The sequence below is a fragment of the Cohnella phaseoli genome, assembly GCF_003386235.1.
GTDB classification, from domain to species: domain Bacteria; phylum Bacillota; class Bacilli; order Paenibacillales; family Paenibacillaceae; genus Cohnella; species Cohnella phaseoli.
The window spans coordinates 1-18,567 of the sequence record NZ_QRDZ01000022.1 but is presented as its reverse complement, the minus strand read 5'-3'; the positions used below and the strand labels follow the sequence as shown (position 1 = coordinate 18,567).

The window sequence follows — 18,567 nt, the reverse complement described above, 5'->3', positions numbered from 1 at the left end:
GACGGGGGGTTGTATACGAATGAAAAAGTCGGCTAGTCGGCGGTTGTTGCCGGTTGCTCTCGCGATGAGCCTGTTCGCGTCGCTGTGGGGACAGGTCCCAGCTCGTGCGGCAGCAAGCGAAGAAGTAACCGTTCAATCGGATCTAACGGGCCATTGGGCGGAGGATATGATGACACGATGGGCGAAGAGCGGCCTGCTAAATGGAGACGGTGCAGGTCGTTATCGTCCGAACGATGCAATATCGCGGGCCGAGTTCGCAGCACTCATCGATCGTTCATTTAATCTGCCTGACCAAGCGTCAGACGTCAGACCCTTCGCGGATGTAAATAGCGGCGCGTGGTACGCCGCCGCTATTGCCAATGTGTATGCCGCCGGTATGATTCAAGGCATGGGCAAAGGCAAGTTTGATCCGGAAGCTGCTATTACGAGGCAGGATGCGACTGTTATTATTGCGCGTGCTTTTCAGTTAGAGGATACCGCGTCGGCAAAGGCAGGGGCCGCGTTCAGCGATGCAGCGAGCATATCCGCATATGCGTCCGAGGCCGTTGCCGCGCTGCAAAGCCGCCAATACGTTAGCGGCAGGGGAGGCAACCGCTTTGCTCCAAAAGAGCGTATTTCCAGAGCCGAAGTCGTGCAATTGATTGACAACGTGATGGGATCTCTTATTGCGAGCAAAGGAACTTACGAGCGGGATTATGCAGGCAACGTAGCCGTGAACACCGCCGGCGTGGAGTTGAAAAACCTTGTAATTGCCGGTGACCTCTATATTACACAGGGTGTTGGTGAAGGGGATATTTTGCTGGATGGCGTAACTGTCAAAGGGAAGACGTATGTCTTCGGCGGCGGGAGTAACAGTGTGAAGATCAAGAACTCTCAACTGGCGGGAACGCTTGTTGTGAACAAGCCGGAAGGACCGGTTCGGATCGTCGTCTCCGGTACAACCCATGTAGGCAACGTTCTTATGCTTAGCGGGGGCATCCTGGAGGAAGGGGAACTGACCGGCGCGGAGGAAGGCTTTAAAAATGTAGATGTGAACATTGACGCATCCGCCCAGTCGCGGGAAGTGATTTTAGTTGGTCGGTTCGGGCAAATTCGTCAGGTAGGCGTCAGTGTCAGTGTATTGTTGAAAACGGGCACGGTTGTAGAGACGTTTATATTTGACGCGATCGCTATCGTAACGGGTGATGGAACGATTCGTATTGCGCAGATTCTTGTTAGCGGTTCCAATTTGAATAAGTGGCCGGATAAAGTGAACTTCGGCAGCCAGATTACAGTGACGGTCGCAGGAAAGCTTGTAGACAAGGCCCCGCCTGAAGGCTCATCCGGTTCGGGCACTGCTCCTACAGGTTCGAGCCCAAGCTCGAGTCCAAGTCCGGAGCCGAGTCCAAGTCCGAGCCCTAGCCCGGAACCAACTCCGGAACCGGATACTGAACTGAAAATCGTAGATGAGGGAAGCGCCAAGGCGGCGGTGGTCATCAACGGCACAGCCGACGATCAGACGCAAGAGGCCGCCCGCAAGCTAATTAAGTATGTCAAGAAAGCGACAGGCGTCGAGCTGCCGTTGTTCGTTGACCGCCTCAATTCAGACACAGTGACGGCGGAGAATGGGACGATCCAAGTGGAGTTTGTCAATCTGCCGGTCGCTCCGCCTGTTGCGGCAGATTTCAAGGTTCAGGCGATTATTGATGGAAAAGCGACATTAAGCGAGACACCGTCCAGAGCAATCTGGGACGAGGCAACGAAGACGGTGACATTAACCGTTATGCGCGTCGAAAAGTCGACCGTGCAGCAATCTGTGAAATATCAAATTAGATACAGAGAACAGGATGCATTTTCCAGTCCGCAATTGAATATTCCGGCCAATCCGAAGGGGTCATTGCTCAAAAATTCTTCTTTCGAAGCCGGTTATCAGGGGCTCCCTGCTCGACCTTGGGAGTATGGGTGCGGCGGCAATCCGCTAACCTGTCTCGTGGAGAGAAGCGCCGAACAAGCCAAAACCGGAAAATACAGTTTGAAGGTGTCCGGGGCAACCTCGCCGATCTGGCCGCTCCAGACCGTCGAGTTGAACGGTTCCGGAGAATATGAATACACCGCCTATATTTATACGCCGGCAGGCTCGACGACAAACGGGATAATCTATATGCTCGCCCTTCCTATTACGGAGGACAACACGCAAATAGATGAACCTCAGTATTATGGACCGAACACGCAAGCGACCATCAGCAACGGCGGGTGGCAGCAGTTAAAATGGACGGTAAACATGCCGGCAATCGTAAACGGGAAAAACGTTGTCAAAGCGCTCGTCGGGTTTACGTTTAAGGACTTTGCGGCCGGAGAGACTGCTTATCTGGATGACGCTACGTTAGTCAAGGTGAATGCAATCGATGCGGATTCTCCCGTGAATGACAACCAAGATACGGTTGAACAGACCCTGCCGGAGCAATACGACGGCATTCAGATATATTTGGGCAAAAACGGATTGACCGCACAGGAGCGCTCCGAGCTGCTGGGCAGTGCAATGGATGCGGATGGATTTGTGATGCATCAAAATGGCAAACGCATAACGATTGCCGGTCCGACATCATGGGGAACGGAATTTGGCGTCAATGAATTTCTGGAGCGTTATGTCGGCGTGCGCTGGTTAATGCCCGGAGAGGATTGGGAGGATGTGCCGCAGACGGCAGCTCTGTCCGTGCCGGTCGGCGATGAGGTTAAGCAGGAGCCGGCATTTTTCTCGCGTGCGTTCGAAGAGCAACTGCCGCAAAGGCCAGCCCTTTTCGATTGGGCGAGAAATCTGCGCATACACGATAAAATAACGTTCACGCACAATTTGTATCGAATGCTCCCAGTGAGTAAATATCCGCAATTTTACGAGGAGGGAACGCCGGATTTGGGCTTCGAATCCGACAATCCATGCTTCCAGTCGGAAGGGATCGTCGAAGAATCGATTCGCATTATTAACACTTACTTTGATGAAAATCCAGATGCCACCTCCTACTCTCTAGGGATAAATGATACGTTGGTTTTTTGCGGAGCGGACCCGTTGGGGAAACGAAATTCTCTAGGCTTGATCGACATGTCCGACAGTTATTTCGATTGGGTGGATAAAGTGTCGAGAGGTGTGTTCGCTCAGCATCCTGACAAGTATCTTGGCGCGTATGCCTATCTCAATATTACCGATCCGCCAACTAACGTGACCCTTGATCCGAGAGTCGTTATTTATATTACCGATGAGCGGATGGCATGGGGAGACCCGGATATGCGGCAGATAGGGCACGCTTTATCGGAAGCATGGACGCAAGTTGGAGCAACGGTAGCTTTCTATGATTACTTGTTCGGTACGCCATACGTGCTGCCAAGAACGGCCTTCCAGCTTATGGCGGACGAATACCGTTACGCGGAATCCATCGGAGTAAATGCTTACTACAGCGAGCTTTATGCCAACTTCGGAGAGGGGCCCAAGCCTTACTTGTCAGCCAAACTGAAGTGGGACCCGCAGCAGGATGTAGAAGCGTTGCTCGACGACTGGTATGAGCGGGCCGTTGGGCCTGAAGCGGCCGCAGACCTTAAGGCTTACTATCAGAAATGGCAGCAATTTTGGGAGCAGGATATTTTCGATACGCAATGGTATCAATTGTGGAAGAATGATCCTGAAAGAATGAACTATATGCAGCTGCTCTCCCCGGATTATTTAAGAGACGTATCTCTGCAGGATATGGTCGACGGCAGACAGCTTCTTGAGTCCGTCATTGCCAAGGCTCAGACGCAGCAACAGAAGAAACGAGCGCAAGACTTGCTGCGTATGTTTGAATTTTATGAGCTGTCGAAGTTGAGCTATGTGGACATGAGCGCCGCGGTTGCCGCGCCGACTAATGATGCCGAAGCGTCGGCCATCCTGAACGATATTCTGAATAGAAACGTCAAGATGGATCAAAGGAAGGCGCTCCTTGCGGAGTTTTCGGATTTCCATTCCCTGTATTACCAATATAAAGGCCCGCTCACCTGGGCTACGGTTTCGAGTAAAGAGACAATGGCGCTTTCGAGCTGGATCAAGGCTCATCCGAATAGCACGACCGCAGCTCGTATTGAACAACTGGCAGAGCAATCGACATCCTCAACCGTCCGGAATGCAATGAAGTTAATCTTGCTATCGGTCGAAGGAACCGTTGTCAAGAACCCGGGCTTTGAAGACGGACTGCAGGAGTGGTTTAATTTCTCCGACACGGTTGCTAATCTGACGAGTGACGCAAACTCTGGCAGCAAGGCAGTGATGGTCAACGCGAGCAGCGTTGAGCAGGACGTATTCGTTGAAAGCGGAAAAACCTATAAGCTTACCTTCTATGCGAAAGTTTCTGGAGCGCGGGAACAGAACCTGCTCGGGATAAACTTCTGGGACGTCCCCGGAGTTGGACTGACGGGCGCTCATGTGACGGTTGATTCGGAAGCGTATAAGAAATACTCGATCACATTTACGCCTCCGGAAGGCTTCTCTCATGTGACGATCGTCATTTACAAGGCGGCCGGTGCAGGCTGGGTATATGCAGATGACTTTACCTTAACGGAATTGCCGGCTGATTACTTGTCTTTAACGACAGTAACCGGGGAGAACGGAACGGTGCGGGCTGTCTTCAACAAGTCTCCGGAGGAAGCCCCTATTGCAGCAGACTTCACCGTGCAAGCGAATGTTGACGGCCAGGAAGCGGTGGCGGAGCAGCCAACGGCTATCAATTGGGATTCGGCTACGCATACGGCTACGCTCGACGTGCAGAGCGTAACGCCGGCTAACATGGCGCAAACGGTGAAATATCGAGTGACGTACAAAGGCGAGGATACGCTGTTGAGTTCGGCAATTGCCATTGTGGCCGATCCCCAAGCCTCCGCGCTGAAGAATACTTCCTTCGAAATCGGGTACGGAGAGGATACGCATGCCCGGCCATGGGCGTATGGGTGCGGCGGTCAGCCGGGAACCTGTGTCACCGTGAGAAGCGACGAGCAAGCGCGAACCGGACAATACAGCTTGAAGCTGTCGGGAGTGCCCGGGCCGATCTGGCCGCTCCAGACCGTCGAGTTGAACGGTTTCGGACAGTATGAATACAGCGCTTATCTTTATAAGCCGCAAGGCACGACGACAAGCGGGACAGTCCAAATGCTGGTCATTCCGATGGCGGCAGACGGCTCGACATTGGATGAGCCTGAGTTTTATGGAACGCCTGTATCGGCGACCGTAAGCAACGGCGATTGGCATAAGATGAAATGGACGGTGAACATACCGGAGCAATTTAACGGAAAGCCAGTCGTCAAAGCGATGGTCGGGTTTACGGTTATGGGCTTTGCGGCAGGCGAGACTGTCTATCTGGACGATGTTACATTGAAGCCATTATCGGTTGCCGATCTGACGATGACGGCAGTGACCGTGGAGAACGGAACGGTGCAGGCTCTTTTCAACAAGTCTCCGGAGGAAGCCCCTGCTGCGGCGGACTTCACCGTGCAAGCGATTGTTGACGGCCAGGAAGCGATGGCGGAGCAGCCAACTGCTATCAGTTGGGATTCGGCAACGCATACGGCAACGCTCGCCGTACAGAGCGTAACGCCGGCAAATGTGGGGCAAACGGTGAAATACAGGGTGACGTACAAAGGCGAGGACACGCTGTTGAGTGCGGAAATTGCCATTGCAGCCGATCCTCAGGCCTCTGCGCTGAAAAATGCATCCTTTGAATTTGGGTACGGAGAGGACACACATGCTCGACCATGGGCGTATGGGTGCGGTGGTCAGCCGGCAACCTGTGTCACCGTCAGGAGCGATGAGCAAGCTAAAACCGGACACTACAGTCTGAAGCTGTCGGGAGTGCCCGGGCCGATCTGGCCGCTCCAGACCGTCGAGTTGAACGGTTCCGGACAGTATGAATACACGATGCACTTGTATACACCGGCAGGATCGACGACAGGCGGGACAATTCAGATGCTAGTTCTCCCGATGGCGGCAGACGGCTCGACATTGGATGAGCCTGAGTTCTATGGAACGCCTGTGTCGGCGACCGTCAGTAACGGCGAGTGGCAGGAGATCAAATGGACGGTGAACATTCCGGAGCAATTTAACGGAAAGCAGGTCGTCAAAGCGATGATCGGATTTACGATTTTGGGCTTTGGGGCAGGCGAAAGCGTCTATCTGGACGATGTTACATTGAATAAACAGTGAAGCGATAGGAAGTAAATGGATGTAGCTTGGATGGGGGCTGTTCCATAAGTAGGATCGTACAAGATTATCAATGCGGTACGACTCTTTTACCTAGGGGACAGCCCCTGACCGAGCGGTACAAGGCTTCCATCTTAGAAAGGGTGTTACGTTTTGACGATGAAGAATGATTTGTTTGATCCGATCGTTCCGTTCTTATTTATCAAAGACAAGAAAGAAAAAATGATAGAAGCGATGAGAAAGCTGAACCGGGAAGCGGGGCTGCGCAGATTCATTCTCGTTTTTCCGACATGGGACGGGGAGGCGAAAGGAGCCACCATTCAGCAAGCGTTCGAGGCGTTCGGCGATCTTCTTGGCGAGGTAGGACGGCAAGTAGCGGCAGACAGCATTGAAGTCGGATGGTGGTGCGCGCCGAGCTTGTCGATCGATCCGCTGCCGTCGGAGGGGGAGGCACCGGCACAGAAAGTAGTAGGCATCGATGGGGCTGTGTCCCAAGGAGCCTATTGTCCGCTGGACGAACGATTCATCGCCTCGATGGGCACGTATATGCAAACGGTTGTGGAGCGGGGCAGACCGCCGTATATTTTCTTCGAAGACGATTATGAAATGAGCAATCACGACGTGGTCCGATTCGGCTGCTTCTGTCCGCTGCACCTGAAGCGTTTCTCCGAGCTTGTCGGTCGAGAGGTTTCCAGAGAGGAACTGGAGACGCTGTTCCAGTCAGGCGGAGATCAGGCTGTGGCATACCGGAAAGTATGGGCGGGCTTGATGAAGGATTCGCTTGTGGGGCTGGCGGGCAGCATGCGAAGAGCGGTGGACGGAGTAGCGCCGGAAACGCGCATGGCCTTGTGTCAGTCTTTCGTCTGCGATTTGGACGGCGATTTTACGGAGGGCGTAGCCAAAGCGCTCGCAGGGGGGACGAAGCCGCTCGTGCGCCTGTTCGGCAGCGATTATAGCAGCGACCAGGCGGATCATTTTGCATCGCTCACCTTCCATATGCTTCATGCCAAGACGACGCTGGGCGACGAATTCGAGCTGATCCACGAATCCGATCCGTTTCCGCATTCTCGTTTCTTCTTCTCAGCGGCCAAGCTGCGCGCGCTTATTTCGTTGGCGTTGTTTTACGGGTTTGACGGTTCCCAGTCCTATGTCACGCAATATACGGACGGACCTCTGGAGGATGAGGCCTACTTCCGGATGATCGCGCGCAACAAGCCGTTTTTTACCGAGCTGAAGCGCTCTGTGGAAGGCTTCCGTATGGCGGGGCCGCGGGTGCTGTACATGCCCAATGCTCATGCGCACCGGCCTATTGTCGGAAACCAGCCCACTGTAATTGTGACGTCGGCATGGGCATCGGTGTTGGGCAAGATGGGGATTCCTTATACCGCCGGGAGTGGGTCGGGTCCGGCCATGATCTGCGGCGAAGATATTTTGGAGCTGTCGGACGCGGAGCTGCGCGAGCTGCTGGGCTCGGGCGTATTTCTGGACGGGCTTGCCGCGATGTATGCCTGCCGCCGAGGATACGGGGATCTGATCGGCGCCGAAGTGACAGAGATGGATGCCGCGCTTTGCGATACGTTTGTTAGCGAACGGCTGACCGTGCTGGATGAGTGGACGGATCCGGAGTCCGGAGCGAGGATGTATTTTGTCAATCTGGCGCTGGCTGTTCAGCAGTATTCGAGCGTGTTCCATATTCATCCGAAGCATTCGGAGGTTCGCGTGATGTCCGAGTTCTGGAGCGACCGGGAAGAAGCGGTCGCTCCGGCCGTCACGCTCTACGAGAACAGCTTGGGCGGCCGGGTTGCGGTGATGGCGTATAACTTGCGACAGAATACGTCGGCTTCTATTTACAATTACAAGCGCAAGGAGCAAATCAGAGGCATTACGGAATGGTTGGGACGGAGCAATCTGCCAGTGTACGCCGTCAAAGACCCTAATGTGTTCGTCAGCGCTCGGGAAAACCCGGAAAACGGCGACAAACTGATCGCTGTATATAATCTGAGCCTGGACCCTCTAGAGCAAGTCACGCTGGCGGTCGATGCCGGCTGGAGTAAGTCCTATGCCTACCGCCTGCAAGACGACGGGGGCTGGATGCTGTTGGATCAGACAGGTAACGAGCTGTCGAAGGATAAGGTTATGCTGAAGGTTCAGGGAGCGTTCTCTACGCTTCAACCGCTTGTTTTGCGATTGAGCAATAGGGCGTTTTGAGACTGTTTTTCACGGGAACATTTGTTTGGTATAATTGTTTCCAATAAGTCATCAAACGACGAGTGAAGCACACTCCGATTAGCGCGGCAGCGCATTTGGGGTGTGCTTTTTGGCGTTGGCGGATGATCGCGGCCCAGAGGGGAAGTGGTGTATAATGAAGGAGACGGATTCATCGAGAAGCGGCAACTGAAGTTTGGAGACATGGAAAAGATTTTGCAAGTGTTGGGGAATATCATGAACTACTTATACAGTCATTACGGAGAATATGAACAAACGGAGAAGGAGGTAAGCAAGATGTTCAAAACGCTGATCGACCCTGAAGTGTTGGAGAAGGGGCGGAAGAAGGGCTGCAGAAGGGTTTGCAAAGAGGTATGGAGGAAGGCAAAATCGCAGTGGCGTGCAATCTGCTAAAGCTGGGAGTGGAAATTGGTACGATAGCGGAGGCAACGGGGCTGTCTCAGAAGGAAGTGGAGGGTCTAAATAAAAGAGCATGAAACAATCGAACGAAATAGAGATGAGTGAAGCACACTCCGAGTAGTGCGGCAAGGTGCTCGGGGTGTGCTTTTTTCGTATGTGCGAATTATCGCGACATATGGTATCCTTCTAAAAAAGACAGAGATTGATCGGCAAAAGGGGCGGACAGAGTGGGCGGCGTAGAAGTGATCGAAATTGAGCAGTTCGAGCAATGGCGGAGCTGGCACGGATCGGGCGAAGGGTATACGCTGCTGCCGTATGTTCGGAAAATCAATCTATCCGAGCGGCAGAGCCTGCTCCCCGCGTTCTGGGATCAAGCCTGGACGGAAGCCTTCGCCTATGCAAGTCTGCTGGAGAGCGGTAAAGGCGGGCGATATACGATTGTCGGACTTCACCCGGTGTCGTCCATAGTAGGCAACGCCACGGGAGCTGATCTGTTGGAGCCCGTCATGGGCCAGGCCGGATCGGAGTGGACGGGGACCGGTAGGGCAGAAGGCAAGCCGCTGGACGTGCTGAGAGAATGGCTGCGTCCGTGGCGAGCTCCGCGCCCTGAAGGCGTTCCGGACTGTATTGGCGGAATCATCGGCTACTGGAGCTATGATGTTGTGCGAAGCCTGGAGAGGCTGCCGGAGATCGCAAGGGACGACTTGGGTGTACCGGAATACGTGTTTCAGCGGTTCGAGGAGCTATGGATTGCGGATCACGCGGAGCAGGCGGTATATATGGCCATACATGTCAGAGTTGAACCGGGCATGGCCTCCGCGGAGTTGGACGGGCTGTACTGTGCTGCGCAGGAGCGCGCCGACGAGATGGAGCGGCAGTGGTTGAGTTGGCTGTCCGATGGAGATAGCGCGGAGAACCGGGAGCGTTCGGTCCGCATGCGCGAGAGGATGGCCGGAGATCGGCTGGAAATCGACATCGAGGGGCTGCCCGGCCTGTCGACTTCGATGAACAAAGCGGAGTATGAGGAAGCGGTACGCCGGATTCAACGGTATATCGGGCAGGGAGACGTGTTTCAGGTGAACTTGGCGCTGCGCCAGAGCCGATCTGTGACCGCCGCTCCCGAGGAGCTGTACGAATGGCTGCGCGTCGTGAACCCGTCTCCTTATATGGGCATGCTGCGAACGCCATCCTTTGCGCTCGTCAGCGCTTCGCCTGAATTGCTCGTGAAGCTGGACGGACGGCGCTTGTCCACGCGGCCGATTGCGGGAACTCGGCGCAGAGGGCGAACGCCGGAAGAGGATCGTGCTCTGGAGGATGAACTGCTTGGAAGCGAGAAGGAACGGGCCGAGCATGTCATGCTCGTCGATCTGGAGCGCAACGACCTGGGCCGGGTTGCTAAATACGGCACGGTGAAGGTGCCGGAGTTGTTGACGGTTGAACGATATTCCCATGTGATGCATCTCGTATCGCAGGTAGAGGGAACGCTGGCGGAAGGCAGGGACGCGCTTGACGTGCTTGCCGCGACCTTCCCGGGCGGAACGATTACCGGAGCGCCGAAAATCCGCACGATGGAAATTATCGAGGAGCTTGAGCCGACCCGGCGCGGGCCGTATACCGGTTCAATCGGATGGATTGACTACAGCGGAAATATGGAATTTAATATAATTATTCGTACGATCGCCGTACAGGACGGGGTCTGCCATATTCAAGCCGGAGCGGGAATCGTCATCGACTCCGTGCCGGAACGGGAGTTTTACGAATCCCTGAACAAGGCCAAGGCGCTATGGAAAGCGGTGCAGTACAGCGAAGGGCAGGTTGAACCGACATGATTCTGGTGATCGATAACTACGATTCTTTCACGTATAACCTCGTGCAATATTTAGGAGAGCTTGGCGAGGAGATCGTCGTGCGCCGCAATGACGAGATTGATCTGGACGGTATTGCTCAGCTTGCGCCCGACCATATTCTTATTTCTCCGGGACCGTGTACGCCGAACGAGGCCGGTGTCAGCCTAGCTCTGATCGAGCGCTTCAAAGGCGAAATCCCGATTCTCGGCGTCTGCTTGGGCCACCAGTCGATCGGACAAGCGTTTGGAGGAGAGGTCATTCGCGCCGGCGAACTGATGCACGGCAAAACCTCCGAAATCAAGCACGACGGCAAGACGGTTTTCTCCGGCCTTCCTTCGCCGTTCACGGCGACTCGCTATCATTCTCTGATCGTGAAGAGAGACACGCTCCCGGATTGTTTGGAGATTAGCGCGGAGACGGAGGACGGTATGATTATGGGCCTGAGGCACAAGGAATACGCCGTGGAAGGCGTGCAATTCCACCCGGAATCGATCATGACCGACCATGGGCTGCAGATGCTCCGCAATTTCCTCGATCTGAAATCGGGCGTAAGAGCATGAAGATTTTGCTTGACGGACAAATGACCAGCCGCGACGAAGCCGTGATCTCGGCCTTCGATCACGGCTTTTTGTACGGGATCGGTCTATTCGAGACATTCCGCACTTATGGGGGGCGGCCATGGTTGTTGGAGGAGCATGTCGAGCGGCTGGCGAAAGGCTGCGATATGCTCGGTATCCGTTACGAGCTGGACGCCGGGCGGATGAAGCGCTGCATTGCGGACTTGCTAACGGCCAATGGACTAAGCGACGGCTATATCCGCTGGTCGGTATCGGCCGGAGAGGGCGAGATCGGTCTGCCTCCGGGGGACTATGAACGTCCGCACGAGATCGTCTATGCCAAAGCGCTCCCCGGGGATGAGCCGAACACCCGCGCAGGCAAGACGCTGCGGCTGCTCAAGGTGCGACGGAGCACGCCGGAGGGAGCCTTTCGATTAAAATCTTTTCATTATATGAATAATATCGTAGCCAAGAGAGAACTGGGAGCCGTCGGAGCTGCTCCAGGTACGGAAGGGCTGTTCCTCGACGGAGCCGGATACGTCGCAGAGGGCATGGTCAGCAACGTCTTCTGGCTGCATGAGGGCAAGCTGTATACGCCATCCTCCGACACCGGCCTGTTGGAGGGCATCACGCGGGACTATGTTTTGCGGCTGGCGCGCACCAAGGGCATTCCTGCAGAGGAGGGCCTTTACGGTTGGGAGGCGCTGCGGGAGGCCGACGAGATTTTTGTGACTAATTCGATCCAGGAAATCGTGCCGATTGCGCGGTTGGAGGATGATCAGGGCCAAACTGTGAAATCGTGGGATGGAGGAGCGGGAACGCTTACGCTTCGTTTGATGCGATTGTACCGGGACGCTGCGGAAAGGAACGACAACGGATGAACCCGACTTTTTACCGGAGAAGCTATACGTTTCGCGACGGATTAACGCTGGAGCTGGGGCAGCGAACTTTGATCATGGGCATACTTAACGCGACTCCCGATTCTTTCTCGGACGGGGGACGCTACAACGAGGTTGGGGCAGCGGTCGCGCGAGCGGAGCAGATGGCCGAAGAAGGGACCGATCTGATCGACATCGGCGGCGAATCGACGAGGCCGGGACATGCTCCGGTTTCGGTCGAAGAGGAGCTGGCGCGTATTCTGCCGATTATTCGGGCGGTCAAGGAGCGGGTCAAGCTGCCGATCAGCGTCGATACGTATAAGGCGGAGACGGCGAGACAGGCGCTTGAGGCGGGCGCTCACATCATCAATGACATATGGGGCTTTAAACGCGACCCGGATATGGCCGGCGTGGCGGCGAAGTATAACTGTCCGGTCATACTGATGCATAATCGCGACAATCGCGACTATCGGTGCTTTATGGCCGACGTCCTGAACGATGTGCGGGAGAGTATCGACATTGCCCTGGCCGGGGGAGTGCGGAAGGATCGAATCTGGCTCGATCCGGGGCTGGGTTTCGCCAAGGATTATGAAGAGAATTTGGAGATCATGGGCCGCTTGGGAGAGCTGGCCGGACTCGGCTATCCGGTTTTGCTGGCCGCCTCTCGCAAACGGTTCATTCAACAGACGCTCGGCGTCACGGCAAGCGAAGCGGCGGAAGGCACGGGAACCACGACGGCTCTCGGCATTGCCCAGGGCTGTCAGATTGTCAGAGTGCACGACATCCTGCTGTCGAAGCGTGTGGCGGCGATGGCGGACGCGGTCGTGTACCGGCGGAGATCAGAGGAGGCTGCAAATGGATAGAATGCTGCTGAAGCGAATGGTGTTTTACGGGTATCATGGCGTGATTCCGGAGGAAAATAGGCTCGGACAAAAATATTACGTGGATCTTGATCTCCGTCTAGATTTGGCAAAGGCCGCGCTTAGCGACGACGTAGAGGATACGGTGAATTATGCGGAGATTCACGCGTTGCTCAAGCAGATCGTGGAGGGGCCGCCGGTCAAGCTGATCGAGACGCTGGCCGCAAACATTGCTTCTGCCGTACTCGGTACGTATACTATTATCCATAAAGCAACGGTGTCGGTGACGAAGCCGAATCCGCCGTTCGACATTACTTTTGACGGCGTGACCGTAGAGCTGTCCAGACAACGAGGACCGAACGGACGCATCGTCCCTGCAGAGGACTGAATTAGAGTGCAAGACGCATACGTGGCGCTAGGCGCCAACCTGGGAGACCGGGAAGCTTCGCTGAAGGAAGCGATACGAAGGCTGCAGTCGGAACCCGAGCTGGAGCTGCGCCGTATCTCCCCAGTTTATGAGACGGCCCCGGTGGGCTATGCGGACCAGCCATCTTTTCTCAATATGACGATTGGGTTGCAAACGTCGCTCGGACCCGAGGAGCTGCTCCGTCGCCTGCTTGCGATCGAACTGGAAATGGGGCGAGTAAGGAACATCAGAAACGGACCGCGCAACATCGATTTGGATCTGCTCGCGTACGACGGGGTTGAGATGGATACGCCGGAATTGACGCTCCCGCATCCCCGAATGGGACAGCGGGCGTTCGTATTGGTTCCGCTGAAGGACATCTGGCCGGAGGAGCTTCCTTTTCCGTGGGAGGAGCAGCTGTCGGGGATGTCGTTGCGGGAAGAAGGCATCTCGCGCTTCGCGGAGTGGGAAGGCGCAGAGTCAGGGAAGGAGCAATACAAATGCTGAAGATCGGCAACGTAACAATGAACAACAATGTCGTGCTGGCTCCGATGGCGGGAGTCTGCAATCCGGCTTTTCGATTGATTGCGAAGGAATTCGGCTGCGGACTCGTGTGCGCGGAGATGGTAAGCGATAAAGCGATTCTTCACGGCAACCAGCGTACGCTTGAAATGCTGTTCGTGGATGAACGGGAGAAGCCGCTGAGCCTGCAAATTTTCGGTGGGGACAAGGAGTCTCTCGTCGAAGCCGTAAAGTTCGTCGATCAGAACACGAATGCGGACATTATCGACATCAATATGGGTTGTCCCGTGCCGAAGGTGACGAAATGCGACGCGGGCGCCAGATGGCTGCTCGATCCGAAGAAAATTTACGAGATGGTCTCTTACGCTGCGGATGCGGCCAAGAAGCCGGTAACGGTCAAGATGCGCATCGGCTGGGACGACGAGCATATCTATGCGGTGGAGAACGCCCAGGCGGTGGAGCGCGCCGGCGGCGCCGCCGTCAGCGTGCACGGAAGAACGCGGGAGCAGCTGTATACGGGCAAAGCCAATTGGGATATTCTGCGCGACGTGAAGCAGGCGGTGAACATTCCGGTCATCGGCAACGGCGACGTGTTCACTCCGGAGGACGCTAAACGTTTGCTGGAGCATACGAATTGCGACGGCGTAATGATCGGACGTGGAGCTCTGGGCAACCCTTGGATGCTTTACCGTACCGTGCATTTCTTGACGACTGGAGATTTGCTGCCCGATCCTTCTCCAAAGGAGAAAATTCGGATCGCAATGCTGCATATGGATCGTCTGGCCGAGTTAAGAGGAGAGCGGGTTGCCGTGCGGGAGATGCGAAAGCATCTGGCATGGTACCTCAAAGGACTTCCCGATTCCGCTGCCGCCAAAAACTTGGTCATGGAGCTGCAGTCCCGGGCGGAAGTCGTGACGGTGCTCGAGGAATATGTAAGTCGGGTCGACGAAATGCTGGCGCGGGATGCCGCTCAAGCTTCTGAATCCGGCGAAAGCCTCGTACACTAGAAGGAAGCGATTTCATCCGGCGTTTTACCGGGTGCTTTCCGCGAATTGACATTTTCAAGGGGTTGCAATATAATCGTACCAATATTCGCCCAAGCATCAGGAAAATCGCAGGAGTAACATCGAATAAAGATGTCATGACGGCGATGACCGACCATATATTGGTTAGCAACCTCGAAAATCTTTTCCATGACAGGAGATCGGTGAGATGAGCGACAAAGAAGTGCTTCTAACCCAAGATGGGCTTAAGAGGCTTGAAGATGAACTCGAAAACCTTAAATCCGTCAAACGCCGCGAAGTCGCGGAACGAATCAAAGTAGCCATCGGATACGGCGACATCAGCGAGAACTCGGAATACGAGGACGCTAAGAACGAGCAGGCTTTCATCGAAGGCCGGATCATTACGCTGGAGAAGATGCTCCGCAACGCGCGGATCATCAACCACGAAGAAATCGATCTGGAGACGGTGAGCATCGGTTCTACGGTTGTCGTAGAGGATTTGGAATATGGCGATACGATGGAATATACAATCGTCGGAACGGCCGAATCGGATCCGCTGAACAACAAAATCTCCAATGAAAGTCCGGTAGGCAAAGCAATCATCGGCAAAAAGAAAGGCACTGTCGTTGAAGTAAGCGTTCCTGCGGGCATCATTCAATACAAAATAGTCGATATCAAAATGTAGCAAAAGCGGCCTGCCGCATTTCAGACGTTAGTCGCCGTCCGGGAGGATGGAGAAGCCGATTGACTGGGATAGAAAAAAGCTTCCTTCGGAAGCTTTTTTGCCTGTTAGCGGACGTTTGCCTGAATTGCGTCGGTTCGAGCGGCATAAATCAGAACGAGCGAAGGAGCACACATTTATGGAGCACACAGAGCAGGAGCATCAGACGGACGCGGCGGAATTAGGCGAACTGCTACAGATCCGCAGAGCAAAATTGGACGAGCTGAGAGCGCTTGGCGTCGATCCGTTCGGCGTTAAGTTCGCACGCACTCATCATGCCGGCGATCTTGCTTCGAATTATTCGGAGCTATCGAAGGAAGAGCTGGAAGCGCAGGAGATTGCGGTCAGCGTAGCAGGCCGGATTATGACGAAGCGGGGGATGGGCAAGGCTGCGTTTGCCAATCTGCAAGATTTGAGCGGCAAAATTCAGATCTACGTTCGCCAGGACGCTCTGTCCGAGCAGAAGTATAAGGCGTTTGACCTGCTTGACATCGGCGATATGATCGGCGTGAAGGGCACTCTGTTCAAAACGAAAACGGGCGAGCTGTCGATCAAGGTGCTGGAGCTTGAAGTGCTGACCAAGTCGCTGCTTCCGCTGCCGGACAAGTTCCATGGCCTGAAGGACGTGGAGACTCGCTATCGCCAGCGCTATGTGGATTTGATCGTTAACCCGGACGTGCAGAAGACGTTCATTACGCGCTCGCGTATTATTCAGTCGATGCGCCGCTATTTGGACGACCGCGGGTATTTGGAAGTCGAAACGCCTACGCTGCATTCGATTGCGGGCGGAGCTGCTGCTCGTCCTTTCATTACGCACCACAATGCGCTCGATATGCAGCTTTATATGCGTATCGCGATTGAGCTTCATCTGAAGCGGCTGATCGTCGGCGGATTGGAGAAGGTGTACGAGATCGGACGCGTTTATCGGAATGAAGGCATCTCGACGCGCCATAATCCCGAGTTCACGATGATCGAGCTGTACGAAGCTTATGCCGATTATGAAGACATCATGCGTCTGACCGAGTCGTTGATTGCTCATATCGCTCAAGAGGTACTTGGTACGACGAAGATCACCTATCAAGGGCAGGAAGTGGACCTGACTCCGTCGTGGCGCAGAGTTTCGATGACTGAGCTGATTCGCGAGACGGTAGGCGTGGACTTTACGGCTCAGATGACGGATGAGGATGCTCATGCGCTGGCCAAGGAGCATAAGGTTCCGGTCGAAAAGCATATGACGTTCGGCCACATCGTCAACGCCTTCTTCGAGACGTTCTGCGAGCATACGCTGATTCAGCCTACTTTCGTTACAGGGCATCCGGTGGCGATCTCTCCTCTGGCGAAGAAGAACGAGGCCGATCCTCGGTTTACGGACCGTTTTGAGCTGTTCATCGTCGCCCGAGAGCACGCCAACGCCTTCACCGAGCTGAACGATCCGATCGATCAACGGGAGCGTTTTGAATCGCAGCTTGAAGAGAAGGAAGCGGGCAACGACGAAGCGCACGAGATGGACGACGATTTCATCCGCGCTCTTGAGCACGGTATGCCGCCGACGGGCGGACTCGGCATCGGCGTCGACCGTCTGGTTATGCTGCTGACAGATGCGCCGTCGATCCGCGACGTTCTGCTGTTCCCTCATATGCGGGAGCGTTCCGACGGATAAGAGGTAGTTAAGAGCCGGTTGTTCGCCTTATGGGCGGGCAGCCGGCTTTTTGTTGCGCTTAGGGGTGGATAGCGATGCGATGCTCTCGGTCTCGCCAAGGCACCTTCTTGGTCTTCGCGCCCCGGCCTAGTACGTGGCTTCGGAAATAACTTAACGAAGACGCTTTAAGCTTGTCCACCACGCTTGCGGCCGTTCGATATCGCGGTTGGACGCTCTAAGCTTGTCCAGCACGCTTGCAGCCGCTTAATGTTGCGGTTGGATGCTCTAAGCTTGTCCAGCACGCTTGCGGCCGTTCGATATCGCGGTTGGGCGCTCTAAGCTTGTCCAGCACGCTTGCAGCCGCTTAATGTTGCGGTTGGATGCTCTAAGCTTGTCCAGCACGCTTGCGGCCGTTCGATATCGCGGTTGGGCGCTCTAAGCTTGTCCAGCACGCTTGCAGCCGCTTAATGTTGCGGTTGGACGCTCTAAGCTTGTCCAGCACGCTTGCGGCCGTTCGATGTCGCGGTTGGGCGCTCTAAGCTTGTCCAGCACGCTTGCAGCCACTTGATATCGCGGTTGGACGCTCTAAGCTTGTCCAGTCGTCTTACACATCGTCAGCTGAATACATTACATTATTTCGGGATCGCTCTATTAGGTCTCGCCAAGGTACTTTCTTGGCCTCCGCGTCCCGGCCTCGGTCCAGCTGAAGTACCTTCTTGGCTCTCGCGCCGCCTTTTTTTCTCACATAAACTAACTCAGGAGAACATTGCAGCTAGAATTCAAACCGGTTGAGAGCACATAAAACCTACTCGTACGAGAACATCTTCTTTACAACCCTTTCTCGGTTCTAATTGGACGCAGTCGATTTGCAGGTTTTCGGCATTTTGCTTGCGTTGTTTCCTTTATCGCATTATTAGTGAATGGGTCTTCTGAGGGGTGTCGGAAATATCTTTTGATAATCTGAAAAATTCATATGAAAAAGGGGTTGCAAGTGTTTGTGGGCTGTGCTATATTATTTAAGTCGCCTCGAGCGGCACTGAAAAAAGAAACACCGATTGTTCTTTGAAAACTGAACATTGAGCGTAAGAAACAAAAACGTCGGAAGACGGCTTCGGTCGTCGGAAGGCAAACCAGCAGTGAATGAGCCTCAAAGGCTCTGTGCGTTGGAGACTTTCACTCTCGGGACTTCCTCTGGAAGCCCTGCCGTGAAAGCTCCTTTCATGGAGAGTTTGATCCTGGCTCAGGACGAACGCTGGCGGCGTGCCTAATACATGCAAGTCGAGCGGATCTCTGATGGAGCTTGCTCCTGATGAGG

Annotated in this window: 12 protein-coding genes and 1 rRNA gene; all 13 read left to right on the top strand. The window is 54.7% G+C overall.

Annotated elements, in window-relative coordinates:
• Positions 1–19: 19 nt before the first annotated feature.
• Entirely contained in the window at positions 20–6,196 is a 6,177-nt protein-coding gene (locus tag DFP98_RS24175) for a DUF4838 domain-containing protein (RefSeq protein ID WP_116063195.1), read from the top strand.
• 150 nt (positions 6,197–6,346) lie between these two features.
• The gene (locus tag DFP98_RS24170) at positions 6,347–8,401 is read left to right on the top strand and encodes a hypothetical protein (RefSeq protein WP_116063194.1); all 2,055 of its coding nucleotides are present in this window, start codon (positions 6,347–6,349) and stop codon (positions 8,399–8,401) included.
• A gap of 147 nt (positions 8,402–8,548) precedes the next feature.
• Positions 8,549–8,812: a hypothetical protein gene (locus DFP98_RS24165; protein ID WP_116063193.1), complete on the top strand. Its 264-nt coding sequence runs from the start codon at positions 8,549–8,551 to the stop codon at positions 8,810–8,812.
• A 233-nt stretch (positions 8,813–9,045) separates the two neighbouring features.
• Positions 9,046–10,647, top strand: a complete 1,602-nt coding sequence (locus DFP98_RS24160) for an anthranilate synthase component I family protein (RefSeq protein ID WP_246016674.1) — start codon at positions 9,046–9,048, stop codon at positions 10,645–10,647.
• Positions 10,644–11,225, top strand: coding sequence for an aminodeoxychorismate/anthranilate synthase component II (gene pabA / locus DFP98_RS24155; RefSeq protein ID WP_116063192.1), 582 nt, complete (start codon positions 10,644–10,646; stop codon positions 11,223–11,225). The genes DFP98_RS24160 and pabA overlap by 4 nt, the downstream gene beginning before the upstream one ends.
• Entirely contained in the window at positions 11,222–12,103 is an 882-nt protein-coding gene (gene pabC, locus DFP98_RS24150) for an aminodeoxychorismate lyase (RefSeq protein WP_116063191.1), read from the top strand. Before pabA ends, pabC begins: the two co-directional genes overlap by 4 nt.
• On the top strand, positions 12,100–12,963 hold the full coding sequence (folP, locus tag DFP98_RS24145; RefSeq protein ID WP_116063190.1) for a dihydropteroate synthase: 864 nt from the start codon (positions 12,100–12,102) through the stop codon (positions 12,961–12,963). Before pabC ends, folP begins: the two co-directional genes overlap by 4 nt.
• Positions 12,956–13,348, top strand: coding sequence for a dihydroneopterin aldolase (gene folB, locus DFP98_RS24140; protein ID WP_116063189.1), 393 nt, complete (start codon positions 12,956–12,958; stop codon positions 13,346–13,348). Before folP ends, folB begins: the two co-directional genes overlap by 8 nt.
• Before the next feature lie 6 nt (positions 13,349–13,354).
• Positions 13,355–13,873 (top strand): 2-amino-4-hydroxy-6-hydroxymethyldihydropteridine diphosphokinase, encoded by a 519-nt coding sequence (gene folK, locus DFP98_RS24135; protein ID WP_116063188.1) that lies wholly within the window; start codon positions 13,355–13,357, stop codon positions 13,871–13,873.
• A complete protein-coding gene (gene dusB, locus DFP98_RS24130; protein ID WP_116063187.1) occupies positions 13,867–14,895 on the top strand; it encodes a tRNA dihydrouridine synthase DusB in 1,029 nt (342 codons plus the stop codon). The genes folK and dusB overlap by 7 nt, the downstream gene beginning before the upstream one ends.
• 205 nt (positions 14,896–15,100) lie before the next feature.
• Complete coding sequence (gene greA, locus DFP98_RS24125; protein ID WP_116063186.1) at positions 15,101–15,577, top strand: transcription elongation factor GreA; 477 nt, start codon at positions 15,101–15,103, stop codon at positions 15,575–15,577.
• 175 nt (positions 15,578–15,752) lie between these two features.
• Positions 15,753–17,273: a lysine--tRNA ligase gene (gene lysS, locus DFP98_RS24120; RefSeq protein ID WP_116063312.1), complete on the top strand. Its 1,521-nt coding sequence runs from the start codon at positions 15,753–15,755 to the stop codon at positions 17,271–17,273.
• A 1,196-nt stretch (positions 17,274–18,469) separates the two neighbouring features.
• Positions 18,470–18,567: ribosomal RNA gene (locus DFP98_RS24115) — 16S ribosomal RNA — on the top strand; the annotation flags it as partial.